The 24,587-nt window shown below is 62.7% G+C and carries 18 protein-coding genes; 8 read left to right on the top strand and 10 right to left on the bottom strand.

Translation table 11 applies throughout. The features are described from left to right. Positions 1-18: 18 nt before the first annotated feature. Positions 19-7,125, bottom strand: a complete 7,107-nt coding sequence (locus PH551_RS16635) for an apolipoprotein A-IV repeat region-like domain-containing protein (RefSeq protein WP_285193816.1) — start codon at positions 7,123-7,125, stop codon at positions 19-21. Between the two features lie 464 nt (positions 7,126-7,589). Here PH551_RS16635 and PH551_RS16630 point away from each other — a divergent pair, with 464 nt between their 5' ends. Together PH551_RS16630 and PH551_RS16625 are read left to right on the top strand one after the other, a co-directional pair. Continuing rightward, complete coding sequence (locus tag PH551_RS16630; protein ID WP_285193815.1) at positions 7,590-7,973, top strand: Hpt domain-containing protein; 384 nt, start codon at positions 7,590-7,592, stop codon at positions 7,971-7,973. A gap of 205 nt (positions 7,974-8,178) precedes the next feature. Then, entirely contained in the window at positions 8,179-8,499 is a 321-nt protein-coding gene (locus PH551_RS16625; protein WP_011425597.1) for a 2Fe-2S iron-sulfur cluster-binding protein, read from the top strand. A 351-nt stretch (positions 8,500-8,850) separates the two neighbouring features. On the opposite strand, the gene PH551_RS16620 is transcribed toward PH551_RS16625, so the two are convergent. Beyond that, positions 8,851-9,477: a DUF922 domain-containing Zn-dependent protease gene (locus PH551_RS16620; protein WP_285193814.1), complete on the bottom strand. Its 627-nt coding sequence runs from the start codon at positions 9,475-9,477 to the stop codon at positions 8,851-8,853. A 102-nt stretch (positions 9,478-9,579) separates the two neighbouring features. Here PH551_RS16620 and folP point away from each other — a divergent pair, with 102 nt between their 5' ends. From folP to folK, 3 genes are read left to right on the top strand one after another with little or no spacing between them, the layout of a single operon-like run. Then, on the top strand, positions 9,580-10,449 hold the full coding sequence (gene folP, locus PH551_RS16615; RefSeq protein ID WP_285193813.1) for a dihydropteroate synthase: 870 nt from the start codon (positions 9,580-9,582) through the stop codon (positions 10,447-10,449). Then, positions 10,446-10,811 (top strand): dihydroneopterin aldolase, encoded by a 366-nt coding sequence (gene folB, locus PH551_RS16610; protein WP_008525873.1) that lies wholly within the window; start codon positions 10,446-10,448, stop codon positions 10,809-10,811. Before folP ends, folB begins: the two co-directional genes overlap by 4 nt. Continuing rightward, positions 10,804-11,322: a 2-amino-4-hydroxy-6-hydroxymethyldihydropteridine diphosphokinase gene (folK, locus tag PH551_RS16605; protein ID WP_285193855.1), complete on the top strand. Its 519-nt coding sequence runs from the start codon at positions 10,804-10,806 to the stop codon at positions 11,320-11,322. The genes folB and folK overlap by 8 nt, the downstream gene beginning before the upstream one ends. 66 nt (positions 11,323-11,388) lie before the next feature. Here the strand turns inward: folK and PH551_RS16600 are convergent, their stop codons facing one another. From PH551_RS16600 to PH551_RS16585, 4 genes are all read right to left on the bottom strand, one after another. After that, positions 11,389-11,940: a hypothetical protein gene (locus PH551_RS16600; RefSeq protein ID WP_285193811.1), complete on the bottom strand. Its 552-nt coding sequence runs from the start codon at positions 11,938-11,940 to the stop codon at positions 11,389-11,391. A gap of 209 nt (positions 11,941-12,149) precedes the next feature. Then, positions 12,150-13,229 carry a YcjF family protein gene (locus PH551_RS16595; RefSeq protein WP_285193810.1) on the bottom strand — a complete coding sequence of 360 codons (1,080 nt, stop codon included), beginning with the start codon at positions 13,227-13,229 and terminating at the stop codon, positions 12,150-12,152. Further along, on the bottom strand, positions 13,226-14,701 hold the full coding sequence (locus PH551_RS16590) for a YcjX family GTP-binding protein (RefSeq protein WP_285193809.1): 1,476 nt from the start codon (positions 14,699-14,701) through the stop codon (positions 13,226-13,228). Before PH551_RS16590 ends, PH551_RS16595 begins: the two co-directional genes overlap by 4 nt. A gap of 75 nt (positions 14,702-14,776) precedes the next feature. Continuing rightward, positions 14,777-15,271, bottom strand: a complete 495-nt coding sequence (locus tag PH551_RS16585) for a SixA phosphatase family protein (protein ID WP_285193808.1) — start codon at positions 15,269-15,271, stop codon at positions 14,777-14,779. Positions 15,272-15,546: 275 nt separating this feature from the next. On the opposite strand from PH551_RS16585, the gene dksA reads away from it, so the two are divergent. Continuing rightward, complete coding sequence (dksA, locus tag PH551_RS16580; RefSeq protein ID WP_008525884.1) at positions 15,547-15,966, top strand: RNA polymerase-binding protein DksA; 420 nt, start codon at positions 15,547-15,549, stop codon at positions 15,964-15,966. Positions 15,967-16,057: 91 nt separating this feature from the next. On the opposite strand, the gene PH551_RS16575 is transcribed toward dksA, so the two are convergent. Both PH551_RS16575 and PH551_RS16570 read right to left on the bottom strand, forming a co-directional pair. Next, positions 16,058-16,693, bottom strand: a complete 636-nt coding sequence (locus PH551_RS16575) for a DUF1062 domain-containing protein (protein WP_285193854.1) — start codon at positions 16,691-16,693, stop codon at positions 16,058-16,060. Between the two features lie 405 nt (positions 16,694-17,098). After that, a complete protein-coding gene (locus PH551_RS16570) occupies positions 17,099-18,118 on the bottom strand; it encodes a flagellar biosynthetic protein FliO (protein ID WP_285193806.1) in 1,020 nt (339 codons plus the stop codon). A 302-nt stretch (positions 18,119-18,420) separates the two neighbouring features. Between PH551_RS16570 and cckA the strand changes: the two genes are divergently transcribed. Then, entirely contained in the window at positions 18,421-21,021 is a 2,601-nt protein-coding gene (gene cckA / locus PH551_RS16565) for a cell cycle histidine kinase CckA (protein ID WP_285193805.1), read from the top strand. 272 nt (positions 21,022-21,293) lie between these two features. Here cckA and PH551_RS16560 read toward each other — a convergent pair whose 3' ends face one another. Then, positions 21,294-22,220 (bottom strand): pseudouridine-5'-phosphate glycosidase, encoded by a 927-nt coding sequence (locus tag PH551_RS16560; protein ID WP_085780085.1) that lies wholly within the window; start codon positions 22,218-22,220, stop codon positions 21,294-21,296. Between the two features lie 89 nt (positions 22,221-22,309). Next, on the bottom strand, positions 22,310-23,254 hold the full coding sequence (locus PH551_RS16555; RefSeq protein ID WP_285193804.1) for a carbohydrate kinase family protein: 945 nt from the start codon (positions 23,252-23,254) through the stop codon (positions 22,310-22,312). Positions 23,255-23,483: 229 nt separating this feature from the next. Between PH551_RS16555 and recA the strand changes: the two genes are divergently transcribed. Continuing rightward, a complete protein-coding gene (recA, locus tag PH551_RS16550) occupies positions 23,484-24,572 on the top strand; it encodes a recombinase RecA (protein ID WP_085780083.1) in 1,089 nt (362 codons plus the stop codon). Positions 24,573-24,587 lie beyond the last annotated feature (15 nt).

Raw genomic sequence — 24,587 nt, 5'->3', positions numbered from 1 at the left:
CACGATATCGGCCAGACTCTATCTCAGCCTGCCCGCTGCGTGGGCGAGCATGGTGTAAACCTTGCCCGTATCCGACGTCAGATAGGACTGTGTGACTGTCTGGTTCGGGTCGGTTCGGGCGACGTCGGCGAGCAGCTTTTCGAAATCGCCGATATAGCGGTCGACGGCGGTGCGGAATTCCGGTTCGCGGTCGTATTTGCGCTTGATCTCGTCGAAGGTCTGCTGGCCCTTCAGCGTGTAGAGGCGGCGGGTGAAGACATCGCGCTCGCCGCGCTGGTAGCGGCGCCAGAGATCGACCGACGCATCGTGATCGATGGCTCGGGCGATGTCGACGGAGAGCGAATTCAGCGATTCCACGACATGGCGCGGATTGCGGCTGTCGTTGCTGCGTGCGGCCGGTGCGGCGGTTTCCGCCGAGCGGGCGGGAGCACGGGCCGGCGCTTGGTCCGCGGCCTCTTCACGGGATGCGCCCCGCAGAAGATCGCTAATCCAGCCGCCGCTTTCCCGGGCCGGTTCCTGGCGGCCCAATTCCTGCCGAGTGGGGGCTGGCTGCTGAGCGGCCCGCTGAGGAGCGGCGGCCGAAGCGGACGGCGTAATCGTTCCGCGCAGACCTGCCGCTTCGATCGGCGCAGGCGCTGCCGGCTGCGGCGGCTGGGCTGCGATCGGCTGAGCCGGGCGCGGAGCCGGCTGCGCCTGGGCAAGCGAGCGGGCGGCGGGTTCGGAGATTTCGAGCTGCTGGCTGGAGCGGCCGACAAGCTGCGAGATATCCTGCAGGGCCTTGATCTGTTCGGCGACGGCGCGGCGCATGGCCGAGGCGCTTTCCTTGGCTTCCTCGGGCAGGTCGAAGGCGCCGCGCTTCAGTTCGGCGCGGGTGGCGTCGAGCTCGTTGCGGATGTCGGCAGCGGAGCGGCGGATGTCCTCGGTAGCGCCGGAGAAGCGGCCGACGGCATCTTCGATCGCCTCGCGCAGCGATTCCCGCATGTGCTGGGCAGCACCGTCGGAGGCGCGGCCGGCTTCGCCGAGCATGCGCTCGACTTCCGACAAGGAGGCGGTGAGGCCGCCGCGAATGCGATTGGAGAGATCGCCGGAACGGCGTTCGACATTGGCGAAGGTGCTGTCGATCGTCGTATTGGCCTCGTCGCCGGCGCGGGTGATCGCCTCGCGCATCGTCTCGGCGGCCTCCTGAGCGCGCTTCTCGGTGTCCGTCAGAACGCGGCCAATATCGGCGAAGGAAGATTGTACGCCCTGGCGCAGGTTGCCGGTGACCTGGTTGGAGCGTTGCTCGGCCCGCTCGAACACTGTTTCGATCATGTCGCCGAGGCCGCGCATGGTCTTTTCGATCTCATCGGAGCGCTGGACCAGGCTGACGGAGAGGGCCTGCAGCGCGCCTTCACGCTCCTCGAGCGTCGAGGCGAGGTTGGACTGGGCGGCACCCAGAAGCTGCGAGGCCTGGGTCAGAACCTTGGAATGTTCGTCGAAGCGGCCGATGATGCTGCCGACCTGGGCCAGCGTCTGGCCAGAGATGTCGGAGAGGCGGTCGACCTTGCCTTCGAGAAGCCTGGTCGATGCGTTGACCATTTCGGCCGCCTTGGTGGCGGAGTCGGCAAAGCGGGTCGTGGTTTCGCCGAGACGCCCGTCGACGCTCGCCAAGTGTTCGGCGGCGCGGTTCATCATCATCGCCATCGCCGCGCTGCTTTCCGACATGCGCTGAACCAGGCCGTTGACGTTGCCGACCAGGCTATTCTCGATGGCGCTGACGGCGTTGGCGACATTCTCGGTGCGGGCGGCTACGGCGCTGGCGAGCGCTTCGTTCTCGGCGCGCAGACGGTCGGCGCTGAGATTGGCTGCGGCGGTAATGCGGGCAGCCGCCTGTTCGCCGGCATCGGTGTAGCGATCGATGATCGGGCGGGCGGTTTCGTCAAGGATGCGGGTCAATTCGACAGAGCGGCCTGACAGCATCGAATTGAGGTCGCGGGTGCGTTCCTCAAGCGTCGAGCGGATCGAGTTGCCGCGCGCTTCAAGCGCCCGGTCGACGTCGGAGAGAGAGGTATCGATCTCGCGGGCGCGCTCCTCGAGATTGGAGCGGATGGCGCTGCTGCGCGCTTCGAGCGCCCGCTCGACATCCGCCATGGTGGCGGAAATCTCGCTGCCGGCCCCCGACAGCGTCGTGCGGATGGCATTGCCGCGCGCCTCGAGAGACTGGCCGGCGTCCGACAGGGCCCTGGAAATGGCATTGACCTGCGTGCCGACAACGGTCTCCGCCTCGGCGACCTTGTTGACGATGGCATTGCCGGCTTCCGAGAAGGTCTGGGCGACGGCAGCGGCCTGGGTTGCCAGGCGGTTCTGAGCTTCGGCAACCCGCGTGACGATCTGCGAAGAGCGCTCATCCATGGTGCGGGTGAATTCGTCGCTTTTCGCATTGAGATCCTCGGCGAACTGCTGGCCGGTCTTGCCGAGCAGTTCCGTCGTTCTCGTCGCTTCGCCTTCCATTCCCTGGGCTGCTTCGGCCACCGCGCTGCGCAGCGTCGAGGCGAGGCCGGCGGCCTTGCCCTCGATGGTGCGGTTGACGGCGTCGAGGCCGACGGTTAACGCGCGATCCATAGTGGAGAGGCGTTCCTCGATGCGTGCGTTGCCGCGGTCCAGGGTTTCGCCGAGACTTGCCGTGCGGCCCTCGATGGCGCCTGCAAGCGTGGTCGTGCGGCTGTCCAACGTCTCGGCGAGATTGGCGGTGCGGCTGTCGATTGCCTGTGTAAGATTGGAAGCGCTGCCTTCGAGCGTCGCCGAGATGCGTCGGGTGGCGTCGTCACCGAGCGCGCCGAGGCGGGAAATGCCTTCGGCAAGCACGCCGGAGAGCTGGCTGCTGGCGGCTTCGACCTTTTCGGCAACGCCGCCGACGCCGTCGCGGATGCGGGTCTCGATCGCCGTAAGGCCGGCCTCCATACGAGAACCGGTTTCTTCAAGACGTCCCGCAAGGTTCTCAACCGACTGGTCGAGATGGGCGGAAAGGTCTTGGGCGGAGCTCGAAATCGTGTTCGCCGCCTCCTGGAAGCGGCCGGCGATCTGGCCGGCGCCGGCGCGCATGCGATCTTCCAATGTCTGGGCGCCGGCATCGATCGCCTGACGGATCGAGGCTTCACGGTCTTCCAGCGACATTTCGAGCATGCTCACGCTCGTCGCCACCGAAGTGCCGATGCTGGTCGCCTGTTCAGTGAGCGTATCGCTGATCTGCGCATGCGCCTGGCTCAGCGACAGCTCGATGGCATTGCCGCGATCCTCAAGCGTCGTGCGGATGCGCTCATGGGCGGAAGCGAGCCCGCCTTCGATGCGCGCCGCGGCCTCCTCGGCCAGGCTCCCAAGCCGCGCATGGGCATCGCTGAGGCGGCCTTCGATGCGGCCGGTCAAGCCGCCGACGAGACCTTCAAAGCGAGCACCGCCCGCATCGAGAACCCCCGAAATCACCGCACTGTGCTCGGAGAGCGCGGATTCAAGCCGCCGCTGATTATCGGCATAGGCGTTATGGATGGCGTCCGTCTTGTCGGCAAAGGCGCCGGCGACGCGGGCCTCGGCGCTGGTGACAGCCTCCATGATTGCATTGCTGCGGGCTTCGAGGGCGCTGTCGAATCGGCTCTGGTTGTCATCGAGTGAAATAGCGAGCGCCATGGTCTTTTCGTCGAGCGCATCGGTGAGCCGATCATGGCTTGCCGTTACGGCACCGACGAGCGCGGCTGCGCGGTGTCCCAGGGCTTCCTCGAGGCGGATCTGCCCTTCGCTTAGCGAGGCGGCCAGCGCGCTGGCCTTCTGGTCGAGCACGCCATTCAGGCGTTCATGTGTGCCGGAGACCGCATTGGTGATCGCATCGGCGCCGGATGTCAGCGTCTCCTCGAGACGGCTCTGGCTCTCGTTCAGCGAAATGGCAAGGGCCATCGCCCGATCGTCGAGCGTCTCGGACAGGCGGTCATGGGTGGCGGAAACTGCATTGAGGAAGGATTCCGAGCGGCTCTCCAGCGTGTCCTGCAGACGGCTCTGGCCTTCGTTCAAGGAGGCGGTAAGTGCCGATGCCTTCTCCTCGAGGGTCGCGGCGATACGCTCATGCGTACCGGAGACGGCCTTGAGGAAAGCCTCGGAACGGGATTCCAGCGTGTCTTCGATCCGCGTCTGGTTCTCGTTGAGAGAGATTGCGAGCGCCATCGCCTTCTCGTCCAGCGTTTCCGACAGGCGGTCATGCGTGCCTGAAACGGCATTCAGCAGCGCCGCCGACCGGGTCTGCAGCGTGTCCTCGATTCGAGCCTGGCCTTCGGTCAGTGAGATGGTAAGCGCCATCGCCTTTTCATCGAGGGTCTCCGAGAGACGCTCATGAGTGCCGGATACGGCTTTCAGTAGGGCCGCGGAGCGGGTTTCGAGCGTATCTTCGATGCGTGCCTGAGTTTCGTTCAGCGAGTTGGCAAAAGCTGCCGCCTTACCTTGCAGCGTCTCGGCAAACCGGTCATGCGTGCCGGAGACGGCGTTCAGCAGCCCTGCGGAACCATTTTCGAGCGTTTCCTCGATGCGGGCTTGGCTCTCGTTCAAGGAAATAGCAAGCGCCATCGCCTTTTCATCAAGGGTCTCGGCAAGCCGGTCGCTCGTGCCGGACACGCTGTTCAACAAGGCTTCGGCGCGGGTTCCGAGCGCGTCCTCGATGCGGGCATGGCGCTCGTCGAGCGAGGTCGTCAGGGCCGCGGCCTTGGTATCCAGTGTTTCCGACAGCCGATCATGCGTGCCTGAGACGGCGTTGAGGAAGGCTGCGGAACGGGACTCCAGCGTGTCTTCGATGCGGCTCTGGCTCTCGTTCAAAGAGATGGCGAGCGCCATTGCCTTTTCGTCGAGCGTTTCGGAGAGGCGGTCATGCGTGCCGGAAACGGCGTTAAGCAGCGCCTCGGAGCGGGTTTCGAGCGTATCCTCAATGCGGGCCTGGCTCTCGTTCAAAGAGATGGCGAGCGCCATCGCCTTTTCGTCGAGCGTTTCCGCAAGACGGTCATGGGTGCCGGAAACCGCGTTGATAATGGCGTCGGAGCGGGTCGTCAGCGCTTCCTCGAAGCGGCCGTGATGGGTGGTCAGCGCATCGATCAGCGCTCCGCCGCGCTCCGCCATGACGCTGTCGATACGCTCATGGGCTGTGCCAACCGCGTCCCGGATTTCTGCTGCGCGCGCTGTCAATACGCTGGTGAGTTCCTCGGCGCGGCCGCCGAAGGCCGTCGTGACCTGCTCGGTGCCGGCGGCAACGGCGGCGGTCAAGTCGGCAGTGGTTGTGCGCAGCGTATCGCGGAATTCGGCTGAACGGGCCTGAAGATTGTTGTGCAGGTCGGAGGTACCGGATGCCAGCGCCAGCGCGATGTCCGAGGTGGCGCTCTGCAGCGCCGAGGTCAGCTCGCCGGTGCGGCTGGTGAGTGCGGTGGTGATTTCTTCGGTGCGGCTATTGAGCGTGCTCTCCAGCACTTCATGGCCGGTTGCGAGCGCCGCCGCAAGCGCCAGCGACTGGTCGGTCATCGACGAGCCGAGCCGGTCGATATTGGAGTTCAAAATGCCCTCGATCGAATCCGAACCGCCGGTCAGCGTTTCGTTGATGCGGGCAAGGCTCTCCATCAGCTTGGTGTCGAGCGACCCGGTGCGCTTGTCGAAAGCGCTGGTGAATTCGGCAACACGCTCGTCGAAGGCGGTCGACAGCTGGGCAACGGTCGTCTGCAGGCGCTCTTCGAAGAAGCCGGAGCGCAGATCAAGATCCATGACGGCGTCGTCGGCGGTGCTCTGCAGGCTCTGGCGGAAGCTTGCGCCCTTCTCATCGAGCGCGCTGTTCAGCTTCGAGAGCACGTCGTCGAGCGTGCCGCTGATGGTGCGTTCGCCCGATGTCAGGCTCTCGTTGATCTCGCGGGTGCGGGCGATCAGGATTTCATTGAGCTGATGCGTGCGCTCGTTTAGAGCCGCGTTCAGCTTCTCGGTGCTGCTGTCCATGGTCGAGGCGCGCGTCTCGAACTGGCTGAGCAGTTTTTCGCCGTGTTCATTGAGGTTGACGGAGAGCGCCTCGAGGCGGTTGTCGAATTCGGTGGCGAGCGCAAAACCGGAGGCGTTGAGGGTCTGGAGCAGGCTGTCGGTCTTGGCGGCGAGCAGGCTGCCCATCGACTGCAGGGCGCTGTCTGATTTTTCCAGGATCGTCGCCGCGCGCGTGTCGATCAGCGAGGCGAAGGCTTCCCCCGACGTGGCGAGCCGCACGGCGATCTCTTCGGTCGCCAGCGACAGTTCTTCCTTCAGCTGGTCGTGGACGCTGCCGATCGAGGTGCGGATGCGGTCGGCATGGTTGACGATCGCCTCCCGCTCCGAACCGAGTTCATGGACGAGGCCGCGCACGCGCAACTCGTTGTCCGCATAGGAGCGTTCCAGCGCGTTGACCTCTGAATGGACCAGCGTTTCCAGCTCGGAAGCGCGCGCGATGGTGCGCTCGATGCCTTCGTTCATGGCCGAGACCTCGCGACGCACCGCCTGGCCAACGGTCATGATGCGTTCGGAGGCAATGGTTTCCGGCTCCGCCAGGCGCAATGCCACCTCTGCCATGGAGCGGGCGGCGTTGCGCATGTCCTGAGCGCGGGAGATCATGATGGCGAAAGCATAGAACATCATCACCGGAATGATGATGCCGACGAGGCCGGTAATAACGCCGGGCAGGGCAACCAGATCGGCGATCGAGCGGATCTGCCAGATCTGCGGCGTATAAATCAGCGACATCAGGCCGAGGCCCGCCATGACCCAAAGCACGGAAAACAAGGTAGCGGTGCGCACTGCCGAGCGGCTGGAGGCGCCGTCGAAGGATTTTAGGATCGAGGCGGGCGTATTGCGGCTGGCATCATTGGCGGGCGCGAAGGCCGGCGCTCGGGAGGCCTGCTCGGCCCCGGCGCCGCGGCGGTTGCGGCGCTGCGCTTCTTCCTGGGCCTGCTGATTGCGCGCATTCGATGGATCAGACACATTTCCCTCCGGCGCCTGAGGCGCGTCGCCGCGGCGAGACGGCACGTTATCCTTGCCGAAGTCGATCTGGAGCGCCTCGTCCAACGCCTTGAACGCCTTGTCCTCGATCGACTCATTGTATTTGTTATTCGCCATTCGATTACGCCTCGTTACTGTCGGCCGGCCCGGTAGCACATCCCCGGCTTCCGCCTTGCCGGGGGACAACTTTGCCGTTACGGCTCTCCATCCAGACCGCGGACGGATAAGCATGTCATTTCAGAGTAGATAGCCGCTTTTTCAAACGGAAGGTATCAAAACACTACCATTATCCACTCACTCGGCAAAGGCGCGTACCATAAACCCGCTCCACCAGTATCGTAGTGACACATCTGGGCTCAGCACACAATTAATGAAGGCTTGAGATTCGCGACTTCTTAACTTGTTGTTAACACCTTTGAATCCGAAGGCCTGCTTAAAAACCAATAATTTAGGGATGTTTAACGGATGTTAACCATATGGTGAGATTTCGACGCCCGATGTGCCGGAATTTAACGCGATGGCCACCCTCCTGACGCAGAACTGTAGCAAGTGCGGACGATGTGAGACGGGAGACGTGGCAAATGGCAGGCCAGCTGGCAGCATTGAAAATCGTATTCGAGGCGCCTGATAATGGACAAGGGCCGTGTCCCTCGAAGGTACGGCCGATCGATCTCGTCCATCTCGCGAAACAGACAATGGGCGACAAGTCTCTGGAAATCGAAGTCCTTCAGATGTTTGCGCGCCAAGCGCGGGCGTGCCTCCACGATATGGCAAGCGGCGAAACCGTGCGTGTCGGCGCGGCTGCGCACCGGCTGAAAGGAGCGGCGAGTTCGGTCGGCGCATTCCGCGTTTCGCAGACGGCTGAGGTCGTCGAGGAAACCGGCGGCGATGCCGGCGCAATGGCGGCGCTCGGCGCTGCCGTCCTCGACGCCGAGAATTTCATTCTCAAGCTCTGCCGCGGCTGACCTCCGACTCTTCTTTCGTTGATCGAACGAGGCCCGTTGTTTCATTGCGGAACCACGGGTCTTTTTGCGACGTCCCAGATGACGCTTTGAAGACGGCGGGCGAAGGCCCGATCTGCGAGGTTAGGCGGATTTCCGAATGTTGACTGACGCGTCGAATTGTCGGAAGAAACTCCGCCCACCCATTTGAAGACCGGAAATAGTCCTGATGCCCAAACTTACCATCGTCGCCTTCGACGGCACGCGTTTCGACCTCGACGTCGACCAAGGCTCCACCGTGATGGAGAATGCCGTGCGCAATTCGGTGCCCGGCATCGAGGCCGAATGCGGCGGCGCCTGCGCCTGCGCCACCTGTCACGTTTATGTCGACGAGGAATGGACGGAGAAGGTCGGCCAGCCGGAAGCGATGGAAGAGGATATGCTCGACTTCGCCTTCGACGTGCGCCCGACCTCGCGGCTCTCCTGCCAGATCCGGATGAAGGCGGCCTATGACGGGCTTGTCGTGCACGTGCCCGAACGCCAGGCCTGAGATATCGCTGCCAGCACATTGTCCCGAAAATCGGAGTCCGATCTTCGGAGGCGAATATCAGCCAATCATTACCACAAAAAAGACGCCTCGCGCGCTGGTGCGAGCGAGGCGAGGCGGGCGCATTACCAACGGATGAGGGAGGAACATCCGCGGCTTCGGAACGCGCCAGGAGAACCCAGCGAGGAAAGTCCAGATGCCGTACCTGAACTTTCGAATGTGTTCATATTAACGCGTTCCGGTTGAGTCTGCCAGGATGAAAAATGACCAATAAAACGCTGGGGAAGGCGTAAGTTTCGCACAAGTTTCGTTGCGCCGCTAAGTTTTTCTGCTCGTCATCAGCTCGAAGAAGCCTTATTTTCCGCCGGCTCGACCGTTGATTCGATTTTTCAGCAACCTCAGCATGCGCTTCTGGAAGTTGACCGCCTCAACCCGATCGAATCGCGCCTGCAGCCGATCGTGCTCCTCTATGCCGCGAGTCGATTCGTTGGAGACGAGCTCCTGCATGGCCTCGCAGCTGCGCTGCTGCGGCAATGCGCGGATGGCGCGCTCCATGGCGCGGGCCTGATCTCTTGCGATCTCGGCATGACGCTCCTCGTGGCGTTTGATGTCACTCGACAATGCGTCCCATATCATCGACAGCTCCTTGCTGGCGCCTCTGCGGCTGTTCCAGCGCGGCAGGATGATCTGGGTGTGAACCGTGACCTTGACATTGCCGACGCGGCATCGGCCGTCATCCTGGATATAGGTGGCCTCGCCGCCGAAGCGGATCTTGGTGGCGCCGGGGTGGCGTGCCGACGAACCGCTCGCCGTCGGGCCGCGGCGGCTGAGTTCCCGGTCTAGCTCATCGGCGGTTTTGCCGTGGATGTCGAAATAGGAATAACTTTTCGATGCGATCACTTCAGCTGCCGCTGGACTGCTGAGGGAAAGAGCAATGGAAAAGGCGACAGGAAGGCACATATAGCGCATTGCAAGCGGCATTCTGAACGCAACCCATGTTGAAATCGGCAGGAGCTTGGGGCATAGCCACCGTAAGCGCAATATCGGATGGCGGCTTTTTTCGTCATCAATAGGACAAGTCTGGTGACAGGGCTCGAAGGCAGTTTCTGGCGTGTCGGCCATGGCCGGGAAATCGAACTCGGCCGTCGTTCGGCGATCATGGCGATCATCAATGTGACGCCGGACTCCTTCTCCGACGGCGGACGTTTTGAAACCGTCGATGCCGCCGTCGAACACGCATTGCAGGCGGTCAGCGACGGTGCTGCGATCGTCGATATCGGTGGCGAATCGACTCGGCCGGGTGCGGCGTCGGTCAGCCCTTCGGAAGAGCAGGCGCGGGTGTTGCCCGTGATCGAGACGCTGCGCGGTCGTACCGAGGCGCTGATCTCGATCGATACGTACCGTGCCGAGACGGCGCGGCTGGCGGTCGGCGCCGGCGCCCATATTGTCAACGACGTCTTCGGACTACAGAAAGATGCAGGTATCGCGGACGTGGCCGCGGCCACCGGGGCGGGGCTCTGCATCATGCATACCGGCCGCGACAGGGTCAAACTTGCCGATGTGATTGCCGACCAGACGTATTTCCTCGAACGGTCGCTGGCGATCGCCGCCGCGGCCGGAGTTACCAGCGACCGGATCGTGCTCGATCCGGGATTCGGCTTCGCCAAGGAGACGGCGGAGGAAAACCTGGAGCTAATGGCGCGGTTTTCCGAACTGTCGCGCTTCGGTCTGCCGCTGCTTGCCGGCACGTCACGCAAGCGCTTCCTCGGTGCGGTGACGGGGCGCGAGGCGCCGGAGAGGGACGCAGCGACGGCCGCATCAAGCGCGCTGCTCAGGCTTCAAGGGGCTGCGGTTTTCCGGGTGCACAATGTCGCAATCAACAGGGATGCGCTTGCTATCGCCGATGCTATGCTGAATGCGCGCCAGGAATTCGAGAGGAAGCGGCCGACATGACCACCTACACGATCACGCTGCAGAACTGCGCCTTCTTCGCGCGCCACGGTGTGCATGACGAGGAGGAATTCCTCGGTCAGCGCTTCTTCGTCGATGCCGAGCTCGATGTCGTCGCGGGCGAGGCGCTGGAAAGCGATTCGATCAACGACACCGTCAATTACGGCATTGCCTTTACGGTGATCGAGGAGATCGTCACCGGCAAGCGACGCTATCTCATCGAAGCCCTGGCGCTCGATATCGCCAAGGGCCTCTGTCAGACGTTCCCGCAGGTGCGGCGGGCGAAGATCACAGTGCGCAAGCCCAATGCGCCGGTGCCCGGCGTGCTCGATTTCGTGCAGGTGAGTGTTGAGCATTTTGCCTGAGGCTCCATCGCAATCGGCCACACTCGGCCTCGGCGGCAATATCGGCGATCCGGTAAAGGCGATGGCCACGGCGCTGCAGAGACTGGACGGGTGCGACGACTGTCGTGTCACCGCCGTGTCGCGGCTCTATCGCACGCCGCCGTGGGGTAAAACGGACCAATCGTTCTTCTTCAATGCCTGCGCTGCGGTCGAAACCCGGCTCCCTCCAGAGGCGTTGCTCGACGTTTGCCTGTCGATCGAGCGCGAGATGAAACGCGAGCGTATCGAGCGCTGGGGACCGCGTACGCTCGATATCGACGTGCTGACCTATGGCAATGTCGTCCAGCAGGCGCCGCGGCTGGAGTTGCCGCATCCCCGTATGACTGACCGCGGTTTCGTCCTGATGCCGCTTGCTGATATCGCCCCAGGCCTTCTCGTCAGGGGCCGGCCGGTCAGCGATTGGCTGCTCGAGGCGGACGTGACCGGCATCGAGGTCGCCGATGACAGCGGCGACTGGTGGCGGCGCGCCTGAAGCACGGATCCTAATACGCGACACGGCGGGAAACCCACCGCTTCAGGAAAATCCGTCATGCACCGTCTACTGGATGGAGCCGACGGCCATTTCGTCGACCTGACGAGTCAATGTCAGGCCGATGACCGGGATCATCTGGCTCTCGACTTTGACCGAGACGGTGACGTTCATCGTCTTGTCGTCACGCACGCGGGCGATCATTGCGCCGTTCAGTTTGGCGCGGTTGATGCCAACCACGACGGTATCCTCGGTGACGGCGCCGGAGACAACGTCAAGACCCTTTCCGGCGGCGCCGTCGAGGAATTTTCCCTTGTAGGTGGAGCCCGTCTGCGAGATGACGGCGGACATCGGCTGCTTGAAGACGCCGACGCGGCAGGTGCCGTCGAGCTTGATGCCGGCAGTGCCGTCGCCGGTGGGTTCACCGGTCAGGTTGCAGGTGAATTTCGTGCCCTTGTACTTGCCGGCGACGATCTCGCCGGGGCCCTTCCACGAGCCGGTGACGGATTCGAAGAAGGCCTTGTCGCGTGTTGCGGCCGTGGCTGCCGGAGCGACGTCTGCGACAGGAGACAATGCCGCGGCGGCGAGGCCGCATAAGAAGAGAAACTGGCGCGAATACATGGATTTTCCTTGGCAAACACCACTCACGAACTGGTGCCAAGTTTTGCCGAAGAATGGTTAATCCTTCCTTTCGATTGTGCCGAAATGCGAGGGATTGGATTTCTGTCATGCCGCGTGGATTTTAGGATCCGGCGGCTACAGTGTTGAATCTACTTAACTTCGCCAACTTCACCCAAGGGAAGGAGAGAGCTGCGGAATCGCCTCGTCGGTTAAGGATTGTTGCCGCGCGGCGACATTGAAGGTGTGAGATCGCCGATAAAATCGCCGATTCCCGGTCGCTTTACCGCGCGAAAGGCAAGTGGACGACAAAGATCCATCGCCGCGATTCCGATGCGAGCAGTCATCAGACCGTTGATCACGCCCTCGCCGAGTCGGGCCGATAGCTTTGAGGCCAGCCCGTGGCCGAGCACCTGCTGGACGAGACTGTCGCCGACAGCGATCGAGCCGGTGACGGCGAGGTGGGCCAGCACGTCACGCAGGAGGCGGAACATGCCGAGCGTGCCGGGGCGGCCTCCGTAGAGCTCGGCCATGGCGCGGATGAGGCGCACGGACTCGTAGAGCACATAAAGCAGATCGACGATCGCGCGCGGGCTGACGGCGGTGACGATCGAGACACGCTTGGAGGCGTTGACGATGAGCGCCCGCGCTTTGCGGTCGAGTGGGGCCAGCAGCTCGCGTTCGGCCAGGGCGATCAGATGCGGGGGGTCGATGACCTCACCCTCGGTCGCCTTCAGCGTCGCGCGGCCCTTCGATGTCTCGGGATTGGCCGCAAGACGCGTAGCGAGGCGCGCAACGACGGCGCGCGCTTTCGCCGGCCGTGTTTCGAGGATCGCCGCCTCTGCTTCCGCCTTGATCGCCTGAACAGCGGCAAGGCGCATCATGCCCGCGGTCTCGCGGATGACAAGGGCAAGCACGGCGAGGACGCCGATCGCCAGCACGCCAAGAGCTGCATAACCCAGCCAGTCGGCGCGGGTGAAGAGATCGCGGATCAGCCGGTCGGTCCAGAGGCCGATGCCGAGCGACAGCAGGATCCCGAAGGCGCCTAGTGCGATCTTACCGAAGGAGGAGCGCCGCTTGCGCGGTGTTGCCACCGGCACTGCGCTCGCATCCCTGTCCGGATTGATGAAGGGATCGTCCTCGTCGGGCGTCAAGACGATGTCGTCCGAGAAGCTTTCCGGTCTGCGTCGGCCTTGCTGTTGCCGGCCGTTGTCGCGCGGCACGGCAGCCCCATCCTCATAGGTGAAGGCGGCGGGTGGGCGGCGCGGCAAATCGGAGGGGGGCTTACTCATGCGAGACGGTCTCCGAACAGGAACTGCATGGCGCGGTCAAGGCGGATATGCGGCACAGACAGCTTGATGCCGCCGCCGGTCTCCTCGAGATGGGGTGGACGGAATCTGACAACGTTAACGTCGGGCAGGGTATCGGCGGTTTCGCCGGAGGCGATGCGGTCGAACAGACTTTCCGGATCCTGCGGCAGGTCTCCGGGGAAGATCGCGGTCTTTTTCTGACCGTCGAATCGCTCGCCGGCAATGGTCTCGCCCTCCATCGGCGTGCCGACGATGACAGGCAGCTCATGGCCGTCGCGTTTGACCGATGCCTCGCGCGTGGCGCGCACGGAAGCGAGCGCCATCACGTCAATGCCGGCTCCGGCCATGCCGATGCGGGCGATGGCGCGGTCGACGAGGCGGCGGGTCAGCGCATCGAGCCGATCATGGCTCTCATGATGCAGATGGTCGGCCTTGGTTGCGGCGACCAGCACGCGGTCGATGCGGCGCCCCAGCAGCGACGAGAGCAGCGAGTTGGTGCCGGGGCGGAAGCAGGCGAGCACATCGGTCAGCGCGCGCTCCAGATCCTGGACGGCTTCGGGGCCGCGGTTCATGGCCTGCAGCGCGTCGACCAGCACGATCTGGCGGTCGAGCCGGGCGAAATGCTCGCGGAAAAATGGTTTGACCACGACGGATTTATAGGCCTCGTAACGCCGCTCCATCATCGTCCAGAGCGAGCCGCGATCGGGACGTGTGCCCGGTGGCAGGACGAGCGGGGCGAAAGTCAGCGCCGGCGAGCCGTCGAGATCGCCGGGTAGAAGCAGGCGTCCGGGCGGCAAGGTTGATAGCGAGCGCTCGTCGGCCTTGCAGGCCTTGAGGTAATCCGCAAAGGCGGTGGCAAGCGCGCGGGCAGCCATCTCGTCGGCGCCGGCATTTATATCGGCGGCACGGGTCAGCGCCAACCATTGCCGCGACAGTTCGGAGCGCACGCCGATTTGCGCAAGCGCGATCGTTTCCTCGCTGAAGGTGCGGTAATCCTTGCCGAGCAGCGGCAGGTCGAGCAGCCATTCCCCTGGATAATCGACGATATCGATTGACAGCCGGCCGGGCGAGAACAGGCGGTTCCAGCCGCTGGCGCTCTGATAATCGAGCGTGATGCGCAGTTCGGAAATGGCGCGAGTGGAATCCGGCCAGACGCGATCCTTCACCAGCGCCCGGATATGATCCTCATATTGGAAACGGGGCACAGCGTCATCTGGCTGCGGCTCCAGCCGCACGGCTGAAACGCGCCCCGACTGCACCGGCTCGAACAGCGGCAGCCGGCCGCCATGCAGGAGATTGTGAACAAGCGAGGAGATGAAGACCGTCTTGCCGGAACGGGAGAGGCCGGTGACGCCGAGCCGCACGGTCGGATTGACGAGGCCGCTTGCCCTGTCGGCGAGATTATCAAACGCGATGCGCGCGTTGTCGGCGAGGGATGTCAGGCGTGGCGGCAAGGCGCAATTCCGGTTGATGACTGCCGGCAATATAGGAAGACTGCGTCGCCTGAAAAAGAAGCGCAGCGAAAGACTTCAGACGACGAGGAAATCGATAAGACGCCAGCCGCTTGCGGAAGCGTCAAAATCGACAACGGCGAGGCCCGCCGTCGGAAAGCCGGCGGGAAGTGCGTTCACCATAGCCTCGTGGCCGATCAGCGCCTCAAGCGCCTGCTCGATCGTCGGGTTGTGGCCGATCAGCATGACGGCGGCCTTATCCTGCGCATCGACGATCTCGACATAGGTATCGACCGTGGCGTTGTAGAGCGAGTCGATGTAATTCACGTCCAGTGCCACACCCATCGCCCGATGGACGGCATCGGCGGTGTCGCGGCAGCGCAGCGCCGTCGAACTGATCAAAAGATCGGGACGGTAGCCCTTGTCGGCGGCTTTGTCGGCGATAACCTCGGCATCGCCGTAACCTTTTTCGTTGAGCGGCCGGTCGAAATCGCGCTGTCCGGGTTCGGCCCAGGCGGCCTCGGCATGACGCAGGAGATAGATGCGATTGGGCGGAGGTAGCGGTACGGTCATGGGCAAATCCAGGATCGGCGGGTCTTTTCAGTAGCGGTTGCGATCCTCCGCCGTCAACCGCCAGCCATGCCGCAACGCCCCAAAACGTGGCCGAAAACACGGCGTTTTGAAGACGAGACGAAAATTGCGGCCGCGAATAATCATGAGAAAATAGTCCGTTAGCTGAAAATTGTAACAGATTTAAAAATCTGTTTAGCTGTCGTATTTGGCTTGAATCGCAGCTAGCGCTTGGGATATACACCCCGCCAGATGAGATGTTCTTCAGGAGAATCGCGTTGAGTGAGAAGATCGATCTTAGCAATTACGTTCCCTCGGAAGAGGAAGAATTCATGAACGTAAACCAGCGTGCCTACTTCAGGGCAAAGCTGGTCGCCTGGAAAAACGATATCCTTAGAGAAGCGCGCGAAACACTCGACCATCTGGCCGAGGAAAGCGCAAACCATCCCGATCTCGCCGACAGGGCGTCCTCGGAAACCGACCGGGCGATCGAACTTCGCGCCCGCGACCGGCAGAGAAAATTGATCTCCAAGATCGACGCGGCGCTGCAGCGCATCGAAGACGGCACCTACGGCTATTGCGAGGAAACCGGCGAACCGATCGGTCTCAAGCGTCTCGACGCCCGCCCGATCGCGACGCTGTCGATCGAGGCGCAGGAGCGCCACGAACGTCGCGAAAAGGTCTACCGCGACGAATGACCATCCCCATGCAGAGATGAGACAAATTCAGCGCCGCGATCCGATCGCGGCGCTTTTTGTTGAGTCATCTCTCGGCGTGTCGAAGAAGAGGTTACGGGCAAGCGTCGGTCGCCAGAGCTTTCCAGATTGGTTCCCGCTCCGCCTGCGTGGGGAGATCGATTGTGACGAGGGTGCCATTCATGATCCGCCGTCGCATGATGTCGGCCCGGTCGGGCTCTGTTCGACAGAGGCCCCGATCGTGAAGAGCCTGGAGGCGGGAGCGTGACATTTTCAACTCGCCGGCCAGCAGCCGATCCAGGCGTATGCTCGTTGGAAACGGAGCCGCCAGTTCGATTTCCAGGCTCGTCCAGCCTCCGGTCTTGTGCCGGATCTCCTTGGCGATGTCGAAATCGGCGAACTCGTCCACACGCTGTGACTTGCGCCGCAGCGCATCAAGATTGAAGGTTTCCGCCCGAATCCAGTCCGGGTCGTTGGACTGCAGCGCGTCGAGAATCATCGGATCGACGTCTCGAATATTCCGGCGTTCGAAGATCGGGCGGTTCCATGTCCTTTCGCAGATCAGGCATTTGTAAATCAGCCAGGCGTCGAGCTTGCGACCGTTGGCATTGAGCCGGACCTTGCCGCTGGATCGGAAAGCTCTGAGGCCCCCGCATCCACCGCAGGCAATCCATGGCTGGGGCGCCGTTTTGGGAGTGATGGTCCATCGGACCCGAAGTGTCTTGCACATATCGTCTTGGTCTTCCCGTTCGGAAGTCCACCAAGATGGTGCATGAGAAAACCCTTGCGGGCGCGGTATGGCGATGTTGTGGGCGGCTGAAGAGCTGAGACAGCGGAGCTGCACATGGCACATTGTAACAATGCCAAACCGGTCTCTCGCCACCACCCGATGAACATGTTCGCAAGCCGCCAGCGCATCACTTGCGGCTACACGGGTGAAACTGGGGTGAGACCGGTATTTACTTAGGCAAAGTCTACCTCGGATGCGCCAATGCTCTTCAACCTGACCGATAGCAAATGATCGGCGTGATAGGGAGTCCCCAAGGCGTCGGCGAGGTGAAAGCCGCAGCATTGCGGCTTTTATGCAACTTAATGACGAAGCTAACGGATGACAACCGAGATGTAAGCGTTTGTCTTACTTGTCGCGATTGACGCTCATTTCGCCGAAGATGCGGGCGACTTCTTTCTGCAGGTCGGTGTCGGCACCGGTGATGGGGGCAAGCTCGGGATCACGGCGCGGCTGGTTGGCCGGCTGCGGTGCGGCCTGGCGAGGGGCCTGATTTGCCGGGGCCGGCACGATCCGCTCGGCCGTCAGATTGTTCGACATTTCCTCTTCCAACACCCGTTGGAAATCACGGCGGATCGCCGCTGCCGATTGCGCAGCCGCATCATCCTCGGCGGCAGCGGTGCGCGGCGCCGGCATATCCGGGGCGGAGACCTCGGGCTCGATGCGCTGTTGCGGCAGCACGCGCTGTCGGGCGGCATCCAGGATTTCGGCGGCGCTTGCGGTATCCCGGAACGATGCCGGTTGCGTGCTGGCGGGAGCAGAGGGGCGCTCCGGGGTGCGCGGCTGGGGCGAGGCAGCGCGCAGGGGTTGGTCGCGTTCGGCCGATAGAGGTGCCGTCGCCGGTTCTGGCGGAAGAGGGCTGGTGGCAACCGGCGGCGGTATGGTGGGCAGGGCCGATGGTTCGGGGCGGGGCCGCGGCTCCGACGCGGGCGCAGCGAAGGCGGGCTCGGCGGCCGGCTCGGTGCCGGGGGTGACCGGCGCACGGGCGGTGGAAACAGGCGGTGTTTCCGACCGGGGGACTGCGATCGGCCGCTCGGCGGCAGGCTCCGGGCGTGAGAGGCTTTCCGGCTGTTCGGACTTCTCCGGCAGGATGCGGCTTTCAATGACGATATCGGTCGGGCCACCGATCATGATAAGATGCTCGACATCATCTCGGCGCACCAGCACCAGCCGGCGGCGGGCGTCGACGGCTGCCGCATCCAGCACCTGCAGGCGGGGCTGACGGTTGCGGCCGCCGCGTACGAAGGGCGAAGGGGCGCGACCTCGCATCAGCCAGAGTGCAAGAATGAGCAAGAGGAGCGCCAGGCCGACGCCACCGGCCGCAAGCAGGAAACGGCTGCCATAGGCTGCGACAAGATCATCGAACATGGTCACTCACTCCATTTCATTCGGCACATATTGACGACTTTTCCGTTCCTTAGGCAAGGGCAGCCGGTCCTGTCCAGCCATGCACGAACGCGATTTCGTGTTATGCCGAATTGCAGTTGCCGGCTTCGGGCGGGACGCTGCCGCAGGTATCCGGCGCAGATGGCGCTCTTGCCTGTGAATTCAAGCGGTCTTGCCGGCGACCGGTGTTTTTGCCGGCGTGGCAAATTGCTAAGAAGGAAAGAGCGCCTGATTCCCGCTTCTTGTTCGTGCTACGAGGTGGGAAAGGCTTATGCGAGGAATATATGACGAAACCGCGTCAGGTCGACGACTATAACGCACCGCTTGTGGATCGTGGGGGGCGTTCTGGCACGGTTTTGCGCATTCTTCTCCTGGCGCTCGTGCTGATCGCGGCCGCAGGGGCTTTTGTCGTCTTCAAGCGATCGCTCGACAACGAGATGGTGCTCGGCGGTCTCGGCGTTCTCGCCATGGTCGGCATCTTCTTCCTGGTATCTTCCGTTATCGGCTTCATCGAGGTGATGCCGCAGCGCCAGTCCGACAGCTTGGCGCGCGCCTTCCTCAACAGCCACCCGGACGGCACGCTGATCACCGACGAAAAGGGCCGGATCATCTATGCCAACGCCGCCTATGGCGCGCTCACCGGCGCGCGCAAGGCAACAGAAGTGCAGACGCTGGAAACGCTGCTGTCGCGGCACCGCGAATCCAACGAGGCGCTCTACCGGCTGATCAATGGTCTGCGCGAGGGCAAGGAGGGCCGGGAGGAATTCCGCCTGCTGCGCGCCGTCGGGCCCGGCAGCAACAGCTCGGGCGCGCATTGGTACCGGCTGAAGGTGCGGCTGCTGCAGCCGGAGGATGGTGGCGGCAAGCCGCTGCAGATCTGGCAGATCACTGACATCACCGCCGAACGCGACGATCAGGAGCGCTTCTTCAAGGAGCTGCAGAATGCGATCGATTATCTCGACCACGCGCCGGCCGGCTTCTTCTCCGCCGGCAGGAAGGGCGAGATCTTCTACCTGAACGCGACGCTTGCAGAGTGGCTGGGCCTCGACCTAACCAAGTTCCTGCCGGGCTCGATGTCGATCGGCGACCTGGTGGCGGGCGAGGGGCTGGCGCTGATCCAATCGGTGCAGGCCGAGCCCGGCCTGAAAAAAACCGTGACGCTGGATCTCGATCTGCGCAAGACCAACGGCCAGAGCCTGCCGGTGCAGATCATCCATAGCGTCACCTCAATGCGCGACGGGGCGCCCGGTGAAAGCCGGACGATCGTGCTGGCGCGCGAAAAGAGCAGCGAGAGCGGCCAGTCGGCTTCGGCGGCCGCCATGCGCTTTACCCGCTTTTTCAACAATACACCGATGGCAATCGCCTCGGTCGACGGCGACGGACGCATCCTGCGCACCAACGCGCCGTTCCTCAAGCTGTTCTCCGGCATCGTCTCGCGCGACGACCTGGAAACGGCGCCATATCTGGAAACGATCGTGCAGGAGAGCGATCGGCCGCAACTAGCCGCGGCGCTGACGGCCGCCAAGGACCGGCAGAGCGACATCCCGCCGCTCGACACCCGCACGCCGACAGACGAGGCGCGCTATTTCCGCTTTTATGTCAACGCCGTTATCGACCAGAGCGACGAGGCGCCGGAGGAGGCGGCGATCGTCTATGCCGTCGAGGTGACCGAGCAGAAGGCGCTGGAAGCGCAGATGGCGCAGACGCAGAAGATGAACGCTGTCGGAACGCTGGCCGGCGGTATCGCGCATGATTTCAATAACGTCCTGACGGCGATCCTGCTTTCTTCCGATCACCTGCTGCTGCAGGCGCGTCCTTCCGATGCAAGCTTCGCCGATCTGATGGAGATCAAGCGTAACGCCAACCGCGCCGCGGTGCTGGTGCGCCAGTTGCTCGCCTTCTCACGCAAGCAGACAATGCGGCCTTCGGTGCTGAACCTCACCGATGTCGTCGGCGACCTGCGCATGCTGGTCGACCGACTGCTCTCCGGCACCAATGTCAAGCTCGATGTGCAATATGGCCGCGATCTCTGGCCCGTCAAAACAGACCTTTCGCAATTCGAGCAGGTGCTGATCAATCTCTGCGTCAATGCGCGCGACGCCATGCCTGACGGCGGCACGCTGACGCTGCGCACCCGCAATTTGACCGCAGCCGAGGTTGCGGCCTTCAATTACTCCTACATGCCGGCCGAGGACATGGTGCTGGTCGAAGTCGCCGATACTGGTACAGGCATCGCGCCGGAGATCATGGACAAGATTTTCGAGCCCTTCTTCACCACCAAGGATGTCGGCAAGGGCACCGGGCTTGGTCTCGCCATGGTCTACGGCATCGTCAAGCAATCGGGCGGCTACATCCAGCCGGAATCCGAAGTCGGCAAAGGCACGACCTTCCGGGTCTTCCTGCCGCGCCACATCCCAGAACCGGCGATTGCCGCGGAGGCGGGTTCAATCGACAACGCCATCAATGAAGTCCCAGCCGCGCCGGCGGTGGCCGCGCAGCAGCCGGAGGACCTGACCGGCTCGGCCGTCGTCCTTCTCGTAGAAGACGAGGAAGCGGTGCGCCGCGGCGGCAAGCGCATGCTGGAAACGCGCGGCTACACCGTGCATGAGGCTGGCTCGGGCGTCGAGGCGCTGAGCATCATGGAGGACCTCGAGGGCAAGGTCGACATCGTCGTTTCCGACGTGGTGATGCCTGAAATGGACGGCCCGACGCTGCTGCGCGAGTTGCGTAAGAACTATCCCGACCTGAAATTCATCTTCGTTTCCGGCTATGCCGAGGACGCCTTCGCCCGCAATCTGCCGCCGGATGCGAAATTCGGATTTTTGCCGAAGCCGTTCTCGCTGAAGCAGCTTGCCGTGGTGGTGAAGGAAACGTTGGATAGCTGATTACGGCTTAATGGTTTGCGGAGAGGCACACTATGTGGCACCCCCCTCTGCCCTGTCGGGCATCTCCCCCACAGGTGGGGAGATCGGCTGGGCGCGATGGATTTCTCAAACAACTGCCGTATGATTGTGCCGCTACTGTAGCGAGGGAACGATGGCCCGGCCTCTTGCCGATCTCCACCCTTGTGAGGGAGATGTCCGGCAGGACAGAGGGGGGTGTGCCACACGGCCAACCCTCTCTGAAAATCCTCAAGCCGATAAAACGAACCCACCAATTACTCACCCAACGCCACGGCAATCTCTGCCGCAAGCCGCGCATTGTTTTCCACCAGCGCGATATTCGTCTTCAGGCTCTGGCCGTCCGTCAGGTCGAAAATGGTGGAGAGTAGATAGGGCGTCACCGCCTTGCCGGTGATTTCGTCGCGTTCGGCACTATCAAGCGCCCGCTCGATATAGATCTCCATCTCCTCACGCGCGATTTCGTCGGCTTCCGGCACCGGATTGGCGACGAGCATGCCGCCGTCGATGCCGAGCTGTTCGCGCACCGTCTGGAAATTGGCGATGGCCGCCGGGCTGTTCAGCGAGAGCGGGCTGCGGATACCTGATGAACGCGACCAGAAGGCGGGGAATTCTTCGCTCTCATAGGTGACCACAGGTACGCCGCGGGTCTCCAGCACTTCAAGCGTCTTTGGAATGTCAAGGATCGCCTTGGCGCCGGCGCAGACGACGATAACGCCGGTGCGCGCCAATTCCTCAAGATCGGCTGATATATCGAAGCTTTCCTCAGCGCCGCGATGCACGCCGCCGATGCCGCCTGTGGCAAAGACACGAATGCCGGCGCGGGCCGCCGCGATCATCGTCGCAGCAACCGTCGTTGCGCCCGTGCGCCGTTCGGCGATTGCGAAGGCGAGATCGGCGCGTGACACCTTCATGACCTCCTTTGCCTTGGCAAGCTGCTCCAGTTGCGCAGCTTCAAGGCCGATATGAAGGGTGCCGTGGATGACCGCGATCGTCGCCGGCACCGCGCCCTGTTCGCGAATGATCGTCTCGACGCTGCGCGCCATTTCGATATTGCCGGGATAGGGCATGCCATGGGTGATGATGGTCGATTCCAGCGCCACCAGTGGTGCGCCGCGCTGCTTGGCGCTGGCGACCTCCTTCGAATAGGCGATCGGCAGAAGAGGGGAGATGGGCTTGGTCATGGTCTTATCCTGTGATCGGCAGAGCATGATACCAAAAGCGTGGGCGGCTTTCGAAACGGCATCTTGCTCAACTCTTTAATTCAGCCGCTTCAATGCAGAATTCTGACCTTGGGAACAAGGGCAAGCGCCTCATTCAAGAGATTCGGAGTCAGATTTTCGTTGACGGCGTGCCGTGACTGCACCGTGAGCGCTGCCGCCGCCGCGCCGTAGCGAACGGCCTCCTCAAGCGGCAGGCCTGATATCAAGGCGGCGAGCGTGCCGGCGGCAAGGGAATCGCCGGCGCCGGTAACATCGGCGACGGTTTCGGCGATTGGCGGCTGCAGCGCCACGGCGCGGTCTTTGCAAATCGCAACGAGTTCGCGCCGTCCGCGGGTGACGACGGCGTTTCTGATGCCGATCTCATTCAGGAGCGGCGGCCAACCGCCCGAATCCTCCGGCTGCAAGCCGGTAACGGCGGCGGCTTCGGCCTCGTTCAGGAACAGATAATCGATATCCCTAATGCAGGGTTTCAGCCGGACCACCTTGGCCGGCGAGATGGCGATGGCCGCAACGGGTTTGGCCAGGGAGTTCGCCTTGGCGACGATCGCCGCGATTGTCTCTTCCGGCAGATTGGCGTCGACGAGAATGAAATCATGGGCGGCGAAGGCCTCGCGCACCCAGCGGATGGACAGGCGCCGCGGCACGAAGAAACGGTAGAGATCCATGTCGGCAAGGGCGATCACGAGGTCGCCGTTCTTCTCGATGATCGCCGTATAGCTCGGTGTCTTGCGGTCGAGGAAGACGAAGGGCCGGTCGTCGATTCCGGCGAAATCGGCAGCTTCGCCGACCATTTCGCCGATGGGATCGCCGCCGCGCGGCGAGATCATCGTCACGTGAAAACCCAGTCTTGCAAGGTTACGCGCTGCGTTGAAACCGCCGCCGCCCGGCTCCTCGAACCAGGTGCCGGGATTGCTGGCGCCTGGCGCCGTTTCGCCGGAGATGCGGCCACGCCTGTCGATATGGGCACCGCCGAGAACGAGAATCTTTTTCATCAACTTACCCGGGATCATAAAGTGCGAAGGGCGAATCGATGCTCATTGCCCGGCCGCAGCAAAGCTTGCGCAGAGGGTCTAAGCCGTTGCTTTGCATCGATAAAACAAATGTAGAACACGGACCGTTTTACCTTTTTCTTTCAAATGTTTGTGCGCCTATTGCGGGAATGGAACAAATAGGGTACAAACTCGACATTGCTTGAGCGGCTTCAATAACCTAAAGGTGGATCGGATGTCTCAGAATACATTGCGGCTGGTAGAGGACAAATCGGTGGACAAAAGCAAGGCGCTTGAAGCGGCACTCTCACAGATAGAGCGGTCGTTCGGCAAGGGCTCGATCATGAAACTCGGCTCCAACGAGAACGTCGTCGAGATCGAGACGGTTTCGACGGGCTCGCTTGGTCTCGATATCGCGCTCGGAATTGGCGGCTTGCCGAAGGGCCGCATCATTGAAATCTATGGGCCGGAAAGCTCGGGCAAAACAACGCTTGCGCTGCAGACCATTGCGGAATCGCAGAAGAAGGGCGGCATCTGCGCCTTCGTCGATGCCGAACACGCGCTCGATCCAGTCTATGCCCGTAAGCTTGGCGTCGATCTGCAGAATCTGCTGATCTCGCAGCCAGATACCGGAGAGCAGGCGCTCGAAATCACCGACACGCTGGTGCGCTCCGGCGCCGTCGACGTTCTCGTCGTCGACTCGGTCGCCGCGCTGACGCCACGCGCCGAAATCGAAGGCGAGATGGGCGACAGCCTGCCGGGCATGCAGGCCCGCCTGATGAGCCAGGCGCTGCGCAAGCTGACCGCGTCGATCTCCAAGTCGAACTGCATGGTGATCTTCATCAACCAGATTCGCATGAAGATCGGCGTCATGTTCGGTTCTCCGGAAACGACGACCGGCGGCAATGCGCTGAAATTCTATGCCTCCGTGCGCCTCGACATTCGCCGCATCGGCTCGGTCAAGGAGCGCGAAGAGGTGGTCGGCAACCAGACCCGCGTCAAGGTAGTCAAGAACAAGATGGCGCCCCCCTTCAAGCAGGTCGAGTTCGACATCATGTACGGCGAAGGCGTGTCGAAGACGGGCGAGCTCGTCGACCTCGGCGTCAAGGCCGGCATCGTCGAGAAGTCGGGCGCCTGGTTCTCCTATAACAGCCAGCGTCTCGGCCAGGGTCGCGAAAACGCCAAGACCTTCCTGCGTGACAATCCGGATCTCGCCCGCGAGATCGAGCTGGCGCTGCGCCAGAATGCCGGCCTAATCGCCGATCGTTTCCTGCAGAATGGTGGTCCGGATGCCGATGACGGCGATGCTGCCGCTGAGATGTAATTTTCGCGCTTGAAC

The organism is Rhizobium atlanticum, from assembly GCF_030182485.1.
Lineage (GTDB): Bacteria > Pseudomonadota > Alphaproteobacteria > Rhizobiales > Rhizobiaceae > Rhizobium.
The sequence above is the reverse complement of the archived record's forward strand: the minus strand, read 5'-3'. Positions and strand labels throughout refer to the sequence as shown.

Coding starts and splice junctions, on each gene's coding strand:
- PH551_RS16635 (WP_285193816.1), bottom strand. CDS start 7,125: ATGGCGAATAACAAATACAATGAGTCGATCGAGGACAAGGCGTTCAAG.
- PH551_RS16630 (WP_285193815.1), top strand. CDS start 7,590: ATGGCAGGCCAGCTGGCAGCATTGAAAATCGTATTCGAGGCGCCTGAT.
- PH551_RS16625 (WP_011425597.1), top strand. CDS start 8,179: ATGCCCAAACTTACCATCGTCGCCTTCGACGGCACGCGTTTCGACCTC.
- PH551_RS16620 (WP_285193814.1), bottom strand. CDS start 9,477: ATGCCGCTTGCAATGCGCTATATGTGCCTTCCTGTCGCCTTTTCCATT.
- folB (WP_008525873.1), top strand. CDS start 10,446: ATGACCACCTACACGATCACGCTGCAGAACTGCGCCTTCTTCGCGCGC.
- PH551_RS16600 (WP_285193811.1), bottom strand. CDS start 11,940: ATGTATTCGCGCCAGTTTCTCTTCTTATGCGGCCTCGCCGCCGCGGCA.
- PH551_RS16595 (WP_285193810.1), bottom strand. CDS start 13,229: ATGAGTAAGCCCCCCTCCGATTTGCCGCGCCGCCCACCCGCCGCCTTC.
- PH551_RS16585 (WP_285193808.1), bottom strand. CDS start 15,271: ATGACCGTACCGCTACCTCCGCCCAATCGCATCTATCTCCTGCGTCAT.
- PH551_RS16575 (WP_285193854.1), bottom strand. CDS start 16,693: ATGTGCAAGACACTTCGGGTCCGATGGACCATCACTCCCAAAACGGCG.
- PH551_RS16570 (WP_285193806.1), bottom strand. CDS start 18,118: ATGTTCGATGATCTTGTCGCAGCCTATGGCAGCCGTTTCCTGCTTGCG.
- cckA (WP_285193805.1), top strand. CDS start 18,421: ATGACGAAACCGCGTCAGGTCGACGACTATAACGCACCGCTTGTGGAT.
- PH551_RS16560 (WP_085780085.1), bottom strand. CDS start 22,220: ATGACCAAGCCCATCTCCCCTCTTCTGCCGATCGCCTATTCGAAGGAG.
- recA (WP_085780083.1), top strand. CDS start 23,484: ATGTCTCAGAATACATTGCGGCTGGTAGAGGACAAATCGGTGGACAAA.